Genomic DNA, 14,377 nt, shown 5'->3' on the forward strand with positions numbered 1-14,377 from the left:
TGAGCTGGGTGGGGACGGTTAGGCCGGGGCAGGCTCCTCGATGCGTAGGCCACGGGCACGCACGCCGTCGGCCACCCGGGCGAGGGCGGCGTCGAGCGCGCAGAGAACGGTGGAAAGCTCGCCGAGCTGGTCCCGGAGCGCATCCTCGGACCACGCGGAGACGTCGACGTCCCGCAGCGCACTGACCGCGGCGTCGAGCCGCGCGATGGTCTCGTTCGTACTCATGTACTAAATCTTACCGCCTCGGCGATCCCGCCGGGCGCTTTCTCCGCTTTCTTCCCGCGAACCTCCGCTGGTGGGACGAGTGGGCTATCTTTCGACTACGGACATCCGTCCTCTGTCCACACTCCCCTCCAGCCAGACGCGGCCCGTTTCCGGGCCCGGGCTCCGGCGAAACCCCCGGAGAGTCATGACGAACGCCATCCTCCGCCCAGGCAGACGGGTCGGCGCGGCTGCCGCCGCAGTGCTCGCGACGCTCGCCCTCACCGTCGCGCCCACCCCGGCGCACGCCGCCGCGCAGCCCCGGCTGGAAGTCTCCGGCCCGGTCGACGCGACGATCGACAGCGCCGGCACGACCATCGGCTTCCACCTCCGCAACACCGGGGACACCCCGGCCACCTCGGTCAACGCGGTCTACGACGCCCAGCCCACCACCGGCGACGTCCTCTTTTCGGTCCCGTCCGGGTCCGAGGACTGCCGGCAGTCGCGGAAGGCGGCGGACTGCCGACACGGCGACCTGGCGCCGGGCCAGGAGCGGCTGGTCGAGCCGATCGTGCTGCGCAGTGCCCCGGACGCCCGGCCAGGCCCGGCCGGGACCGTGCGGGTCAGCCTCTCGGCCCAGGGCCCCGACGGCGCGGTCTCGGCGACGTACGAGCTTCCGGTGAGCATCCGGGCCACCGGATCCGGCCTGGTGGCCGAGGTCGACGACCTCGGTTCCGCGCAGCAGCGGGTCGGCGGCGGCGACCGGCGACCGCTGCACGCCACCGTCTTCAACTTCGGAAACAGCCCGCTGCCCGGCTTCCTGCTGACCATCACCCTCCCGCTCGGGGCGACCTTCGCCGAGCGGTACGGAGACTGCGTCTACGGCGACGGCCTCCCCGGCGAGCCACCGGAGGGCTACGTCTACGGCCCGCAGCGGGTGACCTGCCCGATGCACCTGATCCTGGAACCGGGCAACGGAGTCGCCTTCTCCGATCCGGTCTCCGGCGACGCGGCGTTCAACGTCGTCTTCGGCAAGAACCTGCCGGGGCCCGCCGAGGAGACCGGCCGGTTCGAGGCCGGCGTACTGGACCAGCCGCTCCCCGAGGCCCAACGCAAGGCCGGAGCACCGGACGGCCCGTCGCTGGCCGGCAAGCTCGCCGAACTGCGGGCCAAGGCGGAGCAGCGGGCCGGGACCGGAGAGCACTCCCTGGCCAAGCCCCGCACGCCGGAGCAGCAGGGCGGGGGCGAGCAGCGGAGCACGCCGGGCCGGCAGGCCACGACCGGCGGCGCCGACCCGGCCCGGGTGGCCGCCGGTGCCGAGCCCAACGTCGCCGAGTTCAGCATCTGGACCAAACCCAACAGCCACGACCTGGAGGTACGCGCGACCTCGGCCACCGGCGCGGTCGGTGACACGGTGGAGGTGCCGTACACGGTCACCAACCACGGGCCGTCGGACGGCGGCGCCGCCTGGCGGATCGTCGCGCCGAGCGGCACCGTGCTGCTGCCCAGCCAGTGGTGCACGTTCCGGGACGAGCAGGGTGAGCCGGTCGCCGAACTGACCGAGGTCGACTGCGGTACCGAGAGCCAGTGGCCGGCGACCGCCTCCGGCCAGGGCGTGGTGTCGTCCGTCGTACGGGTCAAGATCAAGTCTGCACCGGGTACGGACGGCACGATCACGATCCGGGGCCTCGGCCCGTCGACGGAGACCGGTCCGAAGAGCAACACCGCGCAGCTCCTGATCAACGAGCCGGGCGGTGGTGGTGGCGACGACGGGCTCCCGATCACCGGGGTCCGGACCGGTCCGATCGCCGCGCTCGGTGGCAGCGCCCTGCTCCTCGGCGCGGTGCTGCTGCTGCTCGGCCGGCGGCGCCGGTCGACGGCACCCCCACCCTCCGAGTAACCGGATACGCGCGCCGGGCAGGCGTGTCGACGCGTCCGGGGGTCGTGACCCGCAGATCCGGGTTCCGACCCCCGCACGCCCTGCCCCGATCCCGCACGCTCGATCCAGACCCCGCTGACCGGGCGGTCAGACCGGGACGGTCAGGCCGGGCGGGGTCAGCCGGCGGCGGTCGCCTCGGCGACGTTGGCCAGCAGCAGCGCCTCGGCCAGGCAGACCCGGGCGAACTCGCCCAGGTGCAGGCTCTCGTTCGGCCCGTGGGCCCGCGCGTACGGGTCCTCGACGCCGGTCACCAGGATCGCGGCGTTCGGGAACATCCGGCGGAACGTCTCGATGAACGGGATGGAGCCGCCGACGCCCATGTCCACCGGCTCGACGCCGTCCCAGGCGGTCCGGAAGGCGGCCCGGGCCGCGTCGTACATCGGGCCCGTGGCGTCGATCACGCACGGCTCGCCGTCGTGTTCCAGGGTCACGGTGACGGTCGCGCCGTACGGGGCGTACCGGCGCAGGTGCTCGGTCAGCGCGGCGTACGCCTTCGCGGCCTGATCGCCCGGGGCCAGCCGGACGCTCAGCTTGGCCTTCGCCGACGGCACCAGCGCGTTCGGCGCCTCGGCGGTCGACGGTGCGTCCAGGCCGATCACCGAGATCGCCGGCTTGTTCCAGAACCGGTCGGTCAGCCGCCCGGTGCCGATGAACGAGACCCCGTCGAGCATCCCGGCCTCGGTACGCAGCCGCTCCTCCGGATAGTCGACGGTGGCCCCCGCCGCGCTGACCAGCCCCTCCACCGCCACGTCACCGGACGGGTCGTGCAGGGTGGCGAGGAGCTGGCAGAGCGTGGTCAGCGCATCCGGTACGCCGCCGCCGAACATGCCGCTGTGCACGGCCTGGGAGAGGGTACGGACCTCCACGAAGCAGTTGACGATGCCACGCAGCGAGGTCGTCAACGCCGGTACGCCGATGTCCCAGTTGCCGGAGTCGGCGATCACGATCACGTCGGCGGCGATCTCGTCCCGGTGCTCGGCGAGGAGCCGCTCCAGCGAGTCGGAGCCGTACTCCTCCTCACCCTCGACGAAGAGCACCACGCCGACCGGCAGCGCGTCGCCGAAGGCCCGCAACGCGGCGACGTGGGCCAGCACGCCGGCCTTGTCGTCGGCGGCGCCCCGCCCGTAGAGCCGGCCGTCGCGCTCCACCGGCTCGAAGGGGTCGCTCTGCCACAGGCTCAGGTCCCCGACCGGCTGCACGTCGTGGTGCGCGTACAGCATCACGGTCGGCGCGCCGGGCGGCGCCGGACGCCGGCCGATCACCGCCGGCTGGCCGCCGGACCGGACCACCCGCACGTCGAGGGAGCAGCCGCGCAGCAGTTCGGCGACCGCCTCGGCGGAACGCTCGACCTGGGAGTGGTCGAAACCGTCGAAGGCGATGCCGGGGATCCGGACCAGCCGCTCCAGGTCGGCCCGTACGCCGGGCAGCTCACGCTCGATCGCGGCACGCAGTTCGGACTCGGTGCGGAAAGTCGTGGTCATGGAAAAGATCGTAGGCGGCGCCGAGCCAGCGTGATCGTCCGAGGTCCCCGGGCTCCCCAGCGTCCGGGTCCCGGCCCGGGATCATCCGAGTCCCCGGGACTCTCGGTCGTCCGGCTCCCCGGGCCGTCATCGTCCGAGTCCCCGGGACCCCGTGCCGAGCCCTCGAAGCCGTTCGGTCGTCGCGGACGAGTCGTCGAGCCGGTGCTACCGGGCTTCCTCGGCCGGCGGTTCCGGCCCGTCGCCGTCGGCTCCGGCGCCCGGGTCGGCCGGGTCGGCGGGGCCGGTCGCGCCCGGCTTGCCGCTTCGGCGGGTACGACCGGCGGCCCGGGCGGCGGCCTCCCCGGCCGCGTTCATCCAGGAGCGGGCCCGGCCCGCGCTGCCGCCGGCCCAGTCGCCGAGGTCACTGGCGCCGTCGCCGAGCCGGCGCAGCAGGCCGACCAACGGGTCCTGGGAACGTCCGAACGCCTCCCGGTACGACTCCGCCGCAGCCTTGATCTCGGCGGATACCGAGGTCAGGTCGTCGTCCTCCCGGCGCGGATAGTCACCGCCGAGCAGTCGGGCGTACTCGCCGGAGTCGACCCATCTGCGCAGGTCCGCCGTCCGAGCCACCGGCACCGGGTGGGTACTCCAGGCGGTCATCCGGATCTTGTGCAGGCTGTCCCGGAGGTCGCCGCCGCCCTCGTACTCGGATGCCTGCTCCAGGAAGGCGGCCGTGTCGATCTGGCTCAGGTCGCCGCCGCCGGCCAGCTTCATCAGCACCCGCACCGCCGCCGCCGGGTCCTGGCCGGCGAGCAGCCCGGCCCGGTCGCCCGACAGCTCCGCCTTGCGCCACCACTCCAGCATCGCGGCGATGATCGCCCGGAGTGCGAGCGCACCGACCGGCAGCCAGCTCAGGTTGGCCGCCCACCGGGTCAGGATGGTCAGGATGGTCTTGTAGACGGCGTGCCCGCTGCCCACGTGGCCCAGCTCGTGGCCGAGCAGGAAGCGAAGCTCGTCGTCGTCGAACTGGCTGACACAGGCCGAGCTGATCACGATGAACGGCCGGTCGAGGCCGATCGCCTCACCGGTCAGCCATGGCGACTGGGTCACGAAGAGTTCCGGCAGCTCGGTCACGTCAAGCGCGGCGCCCGCCTCGGCGTAGAGCCGGTAGACCCGCGGATACTGCCGGTGGTCGACCCGGATCGCGGCGGCGAGGTAGGAGAGCCGGAAACCGCGCTCGTTCCACATCCCGAAGAACGCCTTGACCACGTCGTCGAAGCCGCGCAACTCGCGCAGTGCGGTCAGCGCGCCACGGTCGGCCGGATGTTCCCAGGCCCGGGAGCTGATTCCGCCGAGTACCACCCGCCGTCGGGCGGGAGTGCCACTCGTACCGCCTGCCGTCATGGTGTCCCCCCGCCCGCCGCTGCGTCGGCCCGTACTGCCGATCGTGCCGCAGCGATCCGGATACGTCCATAAGCGGACCAGGGTCAGTCCGTCACCGGACCCGGACGTGGTGCCGCACCGGAGCCGGACGGAGTTCCTCACCGGAGCCGGACGAAGGTGGCGCCGTCCAGCGCCGGGCCGGCGGCGCCGTCCACCACCAGGTCGGCCCGTTCGACGGTACGGTCCGCGGCGAAGTGCGCCCGCTCGCCGCGACGCCAGACCGTGAGCTGGGGTGTCAGCGCCTCGCCGTCCCGAGCCAGGGTACGGTCCCGGCACAGTTCCGCCGGTGCGGTCACGAAGGCGGCGAGGGTCAGTTCGGTGGCGATGACCGCGCGGGCGCTGGAGACTCCTTCGACGATCACCACCGGGGCGGGCGGCAGCACGGTCCAGTCCTGCCCGAAGCGGCCCCGGGTCCAGTCGTACCGGCGGTAGCGTGCCGCCCGGCCGGCACGTAGCGGGGCGAGTATCCACTCCTCCAGCCGGGGCCAGAAGGTGAACTGGTCCGCCCAGCCGTCGAGCAGGTCATCGGTGTGCAGCACCGGCGTGACGGCGTCGAGCGCGTCGGCCAGCCTGTCGGCGAAGACCGTCTTGCCGGCTCCGCTCGGCCCGTCGACCGCGACCAGTCGGGTTCGCCCCAGCCGGGCCGGTTGGCGCCGGATCCGTGCCGCCAACTCGGCGTACGACTCGACGACGGGTGCCATCCGGCCGACCCTACTCTCCGCTGATCTGGGCCGGGGAGACAATGATCCAGTGTCTGATCAAGATCGGGGCGTGGCCGCGCTGCTGGCTCGCACCCGAGCCGGGGTACGCCGCCTGACGCCGCTGGAAACGCTCGCGGCGGGCCGGCACGGGGCGCTGCTGGTGGACACCCGTACCGATCCACAACGGGCGGAGCAGGGCGAGTTGCCGGGGGCACTGGTGATCGACCGCACCGTGCTGGAGTGGCGACTCGATCCGGCGAGCGGGTCGCGGATCCCGGAGGCGGTCGGCTACGACATCGAGATCGTGGTGGTCTGCCGGCAGGGCTACAGCTCCAGCCTGGCGGCGGCGAGCCTTCGTTCCCTCGGATTGTGGCGGGCGACGGACCTGGTCGGCGGCTTCGAGGCTTGGCTGCGGGCCGGGCTGCCCTGTGCCGATGCCCCGGCCGACGTACGAAGGTGACCCACCGCACGTCGACGCGCCCGGCCCCGGCCGCCCACCGTCGGTGTGCCGGGCCAAGGTGTCTGCCGTCGGGCCGCTGCGCCGGGTGGCGACCCGGCTCGGCCTGAGACGGTTATCTCCGTGGAACGCGCTGGGCCGGGGCGGGTGCCGGCGGTGCGCCCGGCGGGACGAACGGTAGCCCGGCCGGCGGGCCCTGCTCGACGAGCCGCCACAGGGCGGTGGTGTCGAGGTGCTCCTCCACCAGGTCGCCGAGCAGGTCCAGGGTGCGTTCCCGGGCGGCGGCGAACGAGGTGTCCGGGGCGACCTGGAAGCCGTGCCGGCCGGCCAGTCGGGCCACCTCGGTGAGGAACCGGCGGCGGAACCGGTCCGAGGTGAATGCGCCGTGCCAGTGGGTGCCGAAGAGGTGACCGACCGCCGCGCCCTCCGGTCGGCCGTCCGAATAGTGGATCAGCGGTGCCGGTGCGGGGTCGGCACCGGAGACGTACCCGTGGTGGATCTCGTAGCCCTGGACCGGGACCGACCCGAATGCCGTGCCGACCGAACGCGTCACGGTCTTGGCTGCGCCGAAGGTGATCTCGATGGGCAGTAGGCCGAGGCCGGCGACCCGGCCGCGCCCGCTCTCCACCTCGTCGTCGATGCTCCGCGCCAGCATCTGGAAGCCGCCGCAGATGCCGAGCAACGGTCGCCCGGCGGCCACGTGTGCGTGCACCACCTCGGCCAGCCCGGTACGACGCAGCCAGTCCAGATCGGCCACGGTCGACTTCGTCCCGGGCAGTACGACAAGATCGGCGGCGGCCACCTCGGCCGGCTCGACGGTCAACCGGACCCGTACGCCCGGCTCGGTGGCCAGGGCCTCCACGTCGGTGGCGTTGGAGACCCGGGGCAGCCGGATCACCGCCACGTCCAGCCACCCGCCGCCCTTCGGCGGTGCCGGTCGGCCGAGCACCCGACCGTAGGCGAGCGAGTCCTCGGCGTCCAGCCACAGGTCGACGTGCCAGGGCAACACCCCGTACGTCGGCCGCCCGGTGAGCTGGGTCAGCATGTCGAGCCCGGGACGGAGCAGCTCCAGGTCGCCCCGGAACTTGTTGACCACGAAGCCGGCCACGAGTTCCTGGTCGGCGGCGTCCAGCAGGGCCACGGTGCCGAACATCGAGGCGAGGACCCCACCCCGGTCGATGTCGCCGACCACGATCGTCGGCAGCCGGGCATGCCGGGCCAGGCCCATGTTGGCGTAGTCGGTGTCCCGCAGGTTGATCTCGGTCGGACTGCCCGCCCCCTCGCAGACCACCACGTCGTAGTCGGTGCGCAGCTCGGCGAGCGCCTCGAAGGCGGTCGTGGCGAGCCGGGGGCGGAGGGTACGGAAGTTGCCGGCGGTGACGGTGTCGACCGCCCGGCCGAGCAGCACCACCTGACTCGACCGGTCACTACCGGGCTTGAGCAGTACCGGGTTGAACCGCAGGTCGGGCGGGATTCCGCAGGCGGCGGCCTGCATGGCCTGGGCTCGGCCGATCTCGCCGCCCCGCCCGTCCGCCCCGACCACCACCGCCGAGTTGTTGGACATGTTCTGCGCCTTGAACGGCGCCACCCTGACTCCCCGGCGGTGCAGCCAGCGGCAGATACCCGCGGTGAGCACGCTCTTGCCGGCGTCCGAGGTGGTGCCGGCGACCAGCAGCCCGCCGCTCACCGGGCTGCCGAGGCTGTGGAGTGGGCCGTCTCCGGGAACCGCCGCTCCACTTCGGACGGTGCTCCGAGCCGGCCCAACCGGCGGGTGAGCCAGCCGGTCGTGACTCGGCGCGGCCGGCTGGTCGCCGCGTACGCCACCGCCACGCCCAGTGCGGCGAGCCCGACCGCTCCGGAGAGCCGGGCGGCCCGGTCGATGTGCCGCGCCTCCGGCCGAGGGCCGTCACCGAGGAACGGCCGGACCTCAGACCGTCCGAAGTAGACGTTACGGCCGCCCAGCCGGACGCCGAGTGCACCCGCCATCGCCGCCTCGCACTGCCCGGCGTTCGGACTGGGATGGTCCGCCCGGTCACGCCGCCAGACCTGCCAGGCACGCGCCCGGTCGCCCCGGACCAGCGGGGCGGTGGCGATGGTGAGCAGCCCGGTCAGCCGGGAGGGCACCAGGTTGAGCAGGTCGTCGAGGCGGGCGGCGGCGGTGCCGAACCGGGCGTACCGCTCCGACCGGTGCCCGACCATCGCGTCCAGGGTGTTCGCCGCTCGGTAGCCCAGCAGGCCGGGCAGCCCGGCCACCGCGCCCCAGAGCAGCGGTGCGACCACCGCGTCGGAGGTGTTCTCCGCCACCGACTCGACGGTGGCTCGGGCGAGTTCGGGCTCGTCCAGCGCGGCCGGATCCCGCCCGCAGAGGTGGCCGAGCCGCCGCCGTGCCGCCGGCACGTCCGCCCGGCGGAGCGCCTGGCTCATGACCGTGGCTTCGCTCCGCAGCGTCCGCCCGCCGAGCACCGTCCAGGTGGCGGCGGCGACCAGCGCCGCGCGGGCCAGCGGTCGATGCCGCGTGGCGACCGCCGCCGCTCCGCCGAGCACCACCGGTACGCCGACCGCCACCGCCGCGAACCCGGCCCCCGACGTACGCCGAGGCTGGTACATCCGGCGTTCGAGCGCACCCGCGAACCGCCCGAACCCGGCGACCGGATGACCCCGCCGAGGGTCCCCGAAGAGCGCGTCGAGTGCGTAGCCGGTGGCCAGCCCGGCGGCGTTGGCCGCGCCGCTGCCCAGCCACCCCGGCATCCCGCCCCGACTGCCGATCCGGCCCGTCCCGCCGGACCACACCCGGCCGCGTCGGCTCGCCGCGCGGCCGGTTCCGGACAACCTGCCATCTGGCCGCACGGCGACCACCTCCCCGCTCCGGAGCCTAGCCCCGCCGCCTCTTTGGCGATCAACACCACGCTGACCAGCGCCGCCACCGGTACGGCGAGCCGGGCGGTGCACACGGCCACACTGGGCCACCCCGGCAGCGGTGTACGCGGCCACGCCGGGCCACCTCGGCACCGGATAGGGTCGCGGGCGGACTCGCGACAGCGGGGGTACCCAGCCGGGAGGCTCCGCACGACCGGACATCCCGGCACAATCCAGCCGACGGGAGGCGTAAGTGCTGGCCATCGATGTGCCCATCGAGGAGGTCCGATGACCAGTGTGACGCCCGCCACCGAGGACGCCGCCGGCCGATCGGCTGCGGCCGGTCGACCGGAGGAGGCCGGTCGAGTGGATGCCGCCGGCCGATCGGAGGTGGCCGGTCGAGTGGATGCCGCCGGCCGATCGGAGGAGGCCGGCCGATCGGCAGATGGTGCCGAGAGCGCGGATGCCGGCACGGCAACGGACGTCGACACGGCGACCGCTGCCGCCGGTCGGGCGGGACGGGGCGCCACCACCGGCGCACTGCACCGGCTGCCGTCCCTGACCGGACTGCGCTGGGTCGCCGCGATGCTGGTCTTCGGTTTTCATGTCGGCACGATGCAGATCGTCGCCGAGCCCGAATATCGCCAGATCGTCGACTGGGTATTCACGCTCGGCCTCTCCGGGGTGCAGTTCTTCTTCATCCTCAGCGGGTTCGTGCTGGTCTGGTCCGCCCGACCCGGTGACACGAAGCGGGCTTTCTGGCGGCGTCGGGCCGCGAAGATCTATCCGAACCACCTCGTCACCTTTGCCGTGGTCATCGCGCTCGCGATCTACTGGGCCGACCCGGTCAACGTGAAGGTGGCGCTGGCCAACCTGTTCCTGGTGCAGGCATGGATCCCGGTCGACGGCTATTTCTACAGCATCAACAACGTCAGCTGGTCGATCGCCTGCGAGATGTTCTTCTATCTCTCGCTCCCGTTCGTCCTGCCGCTGATCCGTCGGATGCGGGCGTGGCAGCTCTACGCCGTCGTCGTCGCCATGCCCCTGCTCATCCTGGCGATGTGGCCGGGCCAGCAACTGGTGCCGGAGGCGGCCCGCTGGTGGTTCACCCAGATCTTCCCCGTCGTACGCTCCTTCGAGTTCTGGATGGGCGTCGCCGCCGCCGAACTCATGCTGCGGGGGAAGTGGCGAGGGCCAGGTCTGCTCGTCTCCACCGGCCTCTTCGTCGGGATCTGGGTGGCCTCGATGGAGTGGATCCGGGCCGAACTCTGGACCACCGTGCTGGCCTTCGGTTACGTACTGGTGATCGCGAGTGCGGCCCGGGCGGACACCACCGGTCGCTGGTCGCCGTGGCGGTCTCGACCGCTGGTCTGGCTCGGCGAGGTGTCGTTCGCGTTCTATCTGGTCCATGTGTTCCTGATCAAGGCCATCTTCCGTTTCACCGGGCACACCGGCGGGTTCCCCGGCTGGCAGGGCCCGGTCGTCGCGGTCGCCGCGCTGCTGGTGAGCCTGCTGGCCGCCTGGTTGCTCTTCCGGTTCGTCGAGACCCCGATGGTGCGCCTCCTCAATCCTCGACGCCGGGCTCGCCCCACGCCCCCGCCGCCCCGGGTCATACGGCAGCGGCAGCCCGACCAATCGGATTCAGCCCGCCGCTCCGGGCCGGACCGTGGTTCGCCCGGATCCCCCGAGCCCAGAAGGCCCCCCGAGCCCCGGAGGTCCCCCGAGCAGGTGAGCACGGGAGCACCTGAACCCGGGAAGGGGTCGACAGGCGCCGCCTGACGGTTCGGGTGGGGAGATCGGTCAGTGCCGCGACCGACCTCCCCACCCTCGGTCGGCCCGGATGGCGGTGGGGAGGCGACCACCGCGTCGATCCGGGCGACCCGCTGTCCGGCGCCTATCCGGGCCGGATCGCCGGACCAGGCACGTCCCGGCCGGACCCCTTCCGACCGGTAGCGCCCGGGCCGAATGTGTTCAGGCGGAGACCGGCAGCCGGCCCCGGCCACGGCGGCCACGACCAGCGCCGTCGGTCTTGCCGAGGTCTGCGGTGTCGGCGTCGTCCTCGTCGCGGAACTCCAGGTCGTCCTCGTCTCCACCGTCGGTGTCGGGTTCGATCTCGCCGTCCCCGACATCGACCGCGTCGACGCCGTCCCGCCCGCCGTCACGAGCCAGCGGACCGTGGGTGCTGCCAGTCGACGAGGTGGCTGCCTCGCCCCGGCCGGTCACGTCACGGTCGGGCAGCCCGTCGAGATCGATCTGGTCGTCGAAGGGATCGGCCGGCAGGTGTAGCGAGTCGAAGCCCTGGCCCGGTGGCACCGGCAGGCCCCGGTAGTCGCCGTCGTCGTCGAGCGGGCGCTCGTCGGGCAGCGCTGGAGCTTCCTCGGGCGACACCGTCTCGGTGGCCTCGCCGTGCACCCGGGCCTCGGCCTCGGCCTCCTCCATCGAGGAGGTCGCCATCGACGGTCGGTTGCGCGCGAACCGTGCCCTACCCCGGGACAGGTCGTGGCCGACGGCCACCGCCTCCAACTCGTACATGGTTCGGTGGTTGCCGGCGTCGTCGGTCCAGTCCCGGGTGTAGAGCCGGCCGACCACGACAACCGGGTCGCCGACCATCACCGAGGAGGCAACGCCCTCCGCCAGCTTCCGCCAGCAGTTCACCCTGACGCGCAGGCTGTTGCCGTCGACCCATCGCCTGCTCTCCCGGTCGAGGCGACGGGCGGTCGAGGCCACCTTGAAGTTGGCCACCAGGGTGCCGCTCTGGGTGGTGCGCCGCCATTCTGGAGCAGTCAGCACATTGCCGACAATAGTCACGTAAGTGTCGAACATCGTCCCTCCACAGGGATGCGGTTGTTCCTGTCCGAGCCGACTCGATCGATAGCGTCGCCGCCGTACCCGCTGGGCCGCCAGCGCCGCCGGCCCGGCTGTGGACAACCGGGTGCCCTGTGGAAAAGGCCCTGATCAAGGACCGATCTGGTATTGCCGAGTAGCGTCAGGGAGGTGGAACCGGACCTGCTCGGACCGCCCTACGAGCGGCAGACGATCGACCTCGGCCGCGACGAGGAGGGGCCGGTACTGGCCACCCTGGTCCGGCGCCGGGCCAGCCGGCCGAGCGACCGGGCGGTGCTCTACGTGCACGGCTTCGTCGACTACTTCTTCCAGACCCACCTGGCGGACTTCTTCGTCGAGCAGGGCTGGAACTTCTACGCGCTCGACCTGCGCAAGCACGGGCGCAGCCTGCTGCCGCACCAGACGCCGAACTTCTGCCACGACGTGCCGGAGTACTTCCCGGAACTCGACGCGGCGACCCGGATCATCCGCGAGACGGACGGCAACCGGACGTTACTGGTCAACGGACACTCGACCGGCGGGCTGATCACCGCGCTCTGGGCGCACGCGCGCCGCTCCGCCGGAGTCGTCGACGGACTCTTCCTGAACAGCCCGTTCTTCGACCTCAACATGCCCTGGCTGGTCCGCCGACCGGCCCTGGCGATGCTCGCGCGGGTCAGCCACCGGATGCCGTACCGGATCGTCCCGCGCCGGCTCTCCCCGGTGTACGGCCACAGCCTGCACGCCGAGCACCGGGGCGAGTGGAACTACGACCTCGCCTGGAAGCCGGTCAGCGGTTTCCCGGTCCGGGTCGGCTGGCTCGCCGCGATCGGACGGGCGCAGCGGCAACTGCGGGCCGGGCTGGAGATCCCGGTACCGGTCCTGGTGAGCATCTCGAACCGCACCTTCCGGGGGCGGGCCTGGCACGAGTCCGCCGCACTGTCGGACGCCGTACTCGACGTCGAGCACATCGCCCGCTGGGCGCCGAGCTTGGGTCGGCACGTGACACTGATCCGGTTCGACGGCGCCCTGCACGACCTCACCCTGTCCGGGCCGGCCGTACGTCAGCAGGTGTTCACCGAGTTGGCCCGCTGGGCCTCGGCTTACGTCGCTTCGAACCCCGCACCGGTGGCCGCTCCGGCCAGTCCGTCGTCCCTCCGTCACCCGACCGCTGCCGAGGCACCCGGTATCGACCCGGCTCCGGGCCCGACGCGCCCCGCCACCGACCCGGCTCGGGTCCGGATTCCGGCTCCGACTCCGGGTCCGGCTCTGGGCGAGGACCACCGTGCCACCGGGCCCGACCTGCCCCTGACTCCGGCCGGGGACCATCCCGCCACCGGTCCGACTCGGGCGCGGACTCCGGCTCCGGCCGAGAGTCACCTCGCCGCCGACCCGGCGCCGGACCCGGCTCCGATCGAGGAGCACTCCGCCACCGCTCCGGCTCAGGCTCAGGCTCCGCTCGGGAAGCACTCCGCCACCGCTCCGGCCCAGGCTCCGGGGCCGCTCGGGAAGCACTCCGCCACCGCTCCGGCCCAGGCTCCGGGGCCGCTCGGGAAGCACTCCGCCAACGCTCAGGCTCCGGCTCCGGCTCAGGCTCAGGGGCCGCGCCACGCCAGCGCCCAGGCTCCCGGAACCGCTCCGGATCCCGGAACCGCTCCGGATCCTCGCGCCGGGTCTCCCGCTCCGGCGCCCGAAGGTCCCGCTCCCGCTCCGGTTCTGCCCGAAGGTCACGCTCCCGCTCCGGGCTCTCCCAGCGTTCCGGCTCCGGACCCGACTCCTCCCACCGATCCGGCTGCGGCTCGGGCTCCTGCGTCGCCCCATACGCCGACCAGCCGCCCTGCCGCCACACCAGCAGCTCGCGACTGAGCAGATTCTGGTCGCCCGCGAAGAAGATCCGATCCACCGCCCGCCGTACCTTCGCCATGCCCGGCCGGGACGCCGTACCAGTGACGATCACCACGTCCCGGGCCGGTACGCCGACGACCAACTCGCCCGGCACGGACCGCTCCAGGTCCTCCCAGACCTCGGCGGCGAGCAGCACGGTGGACTCCAGGCCGCCGAACGAGAGCATCGGTGCGGGCGGCTGCCCGTCGATCCGCATCCTGGGCAGCAGGCGGTAGAGGTTGTCGACGGCCACCTGCCGCAGCTCTGCCTGGCTGATCTCTAGCTCGTCCAGATCATCCCAGGTGACGAGGCGACTACCGTACGGCGGTCCGAACGAGTAGCCGACGTCGAGGTCCTGGGTGAAGTCTTCAAGCAGGTGACTCTCGCCGTACCGGGTGTCTTGGGTCGACACCAGGAGCGGCAGAAACAATGTGCTCGTCAACTGCACGCCTCGAAACCTAGTATGTGCAGGCCAGATCGTCACGTCCTCGCCGACCGTTGTCCTGGCAACGGTAGCCTGCTGGGGCACACGACCACGCCCCGCGCCCGTAGCTCAGCGGATAGAGCAGCTGCCTTCTAAGCAGTTGGTCGCAGGTTCGAATCCTGCCGGGCG

11 protein-coding genes and 1 pseudogene are annotated in these 14,377 nt (G+C 72.7%); 5 read left to right on the forward strand and 7 right to left on the reverse strand.

The annotated features are described in order from the left end of the window. Positions 1–18 precede the first annotated feature (18 nt). Entirely contained in the window at positions 19–225 is a 207-nt protein-coding gene (locus tag Pma05_RS32995) for a hypothetical protein (protein ID WP_203861406.1), read from the reverse strand. Positions 226–409: 184 nt separating this feature from the next. Here Pma05_RS32995 and Pma05_RS33000 point away from each other — a divergent pair, with 184 nt between their 5' ends. Next, a complete protein-coding gene (locus tag Pma05_RS33000) occupies positions 410–2,101 on the forward strand; it encodes a COG1361 family protein (RefSeq protein WP_203861407.1) in 1,692 nt (563 codons plus the stop codon). 155 nt (positions 2,102–2,256) lie between these two features. Here the strand turns inward: Pma05_RS33000 and Pma05_RS33005 are convergent, their stop codons facing one another. From Pma05_RS33005 to Pma05_RS33015, 3 genes are all read right to left on the reverse strand, one after another. After that, a complete protein-coding gene (locus tag Pma05_RS33005; RefSeq protein ID WP_203861408.1) occupies positions 2,257–3,621 on the reverse strand; it encodes a dipeptidase in 1,365 nt (454 codons plus the stop codon). A gap of 204 nt (positions 3,622–3,825) precedes the next feature. Beyond that, positions 3,826–5,004, reverse strand: a complete 1,179-nt coding sequence (locus Pma05_RS33010) for a M48 family metallopeptidase (RefSeq protein ID WP_203861409.1) — start codon at positions 5,002–5,004, stop codon at positions 3,826–3,828. 137 nt (positions 5,005–5,141) lie between these two features. After that, the gene (locus Pma05_RS33015; protein ID WP_203861410.1) at positions 5,142–5,744 is read right to left on the reverse strand and encodes a uridine kinase family protein; all 603 of its coding nucleotides are present in this window, start codon (positions 5,742–5,744) and stop codon (positions 5,142–5,144) included. Positions 5,745–5,793: 49 nt separating this feature from the next. Between Pma05_RS33015 and Pma05_RS33020 the strand changes: the two genes are divergently transcribed. Continuing rightward, positions 5,794–6,204, forward strand: a complete 411-nt coding sequence (locus tag Pma05_RS33020) for a rhodanese-like domain-containing protein (RefSeq protein WP_203861411.1) — start codon at positions 5,794–5,796, stop codon at positions 6,202–6,204. 112 nt (positions 6,205–6,316) lie between these two features. Here the strand turns inward: Pma05_RS33020 and Pma05_RS33025 are convergent, their stop codons facing one another. Beyond that, positions 6,317–7,888 (reverse strand): cobyric acid synthase, encoded by a 1,572-nt coding sequence (locus tag Pma05_RS33025; protein ID WP_203861412.1) that lies wholly within the window; start codon positions 7,886–7,888, stop codon positions 6,317–6,319. Further along, the gene (locus Pma05_RS33030; RefSeq protein ID WP_203861438.1) at positions 7,885–8,949 is read right to left on the reverse strand and encodes a cobalamin biosynthesis protein; all 1,065 of its coding nucleotides are present in this window, start codon (positions 8,947–8,949) and stop codon (positions 7,885–7,887) included. The genes Pma05_RS33025 and Pma05_RS33030 overlap by 4 nt, the downstream gene beginning before the upstream one ends. Before the next feature lie 396 nt (positions 8,950–9,345). On the opposite strand from Pma05_RS33030, the gene Pma05_RS33035 reads away from it, so the two are divergent. Continuing rightward, positions 9,346–10,836: an acyltransferase family protein gene (locus Pma05_RS33035; protein WP_239313604.1), complete on the forward strand. Its 1,491-nt coding sequence runs from the start codon at positions 9,346–9,348 to the stop codon at positions 10,834–10,836. 192 nt (positions 10,837–11,028) lie between these two features. Here the strand turns inward: Pma05_RS33035 and Pma05_RS33040 are convergent, their stop codons facing one another. Further along, positions 11,029–11,880, reverse strand: coding sequence for a single-stranded DNA-binding protein (locus tag Pma05_RS33040; protein ID WP_203861413.1), 852 nt, complete (start codon positions 11,878–11,880; stop codon positions 11,029–11,031). Between the two features lie 171 nt (positions 11,881–12,051). Here Pma05_RS33040 and Pma05_RS43030 point away from each other — a divergent pair. Together Pma05_RS43030 and Pma05_RS33050 are read left to right on the forward strand one after the other, a co-directional pair. Beyond that, positions 12,052–13,056: pseudogene (locus Pma05_RS43030) on the forward strand (alpha/beta hydrolase); the annotation flags it as partial. Between the two features lie 746 nt (positions 13,057–13,802). Then, complete coding sequence (locus Pma05_RS33050; RefSeq protein WP_203861415.1) at positions 13,803–14,000, forward strand: hypothetical protein; 198 nt, start codon at positions 13,803–13,805, stop codon at positions 13,998–14,000. Positions 14,001–14,377: the final 377 nt, after the last annotated feature.

Origin of the sequence: Plantactinospora mayteni, assembly GCF_016862935.1 — a bacterium.
In the GTDB taxonomy this organism is placed as follows: Bacteria; Actinomycetota; Actinomycetes; order Mycobacteriales; family Micromonosporaceae; genus Plantactinospora; species Plantactinospora mayteni.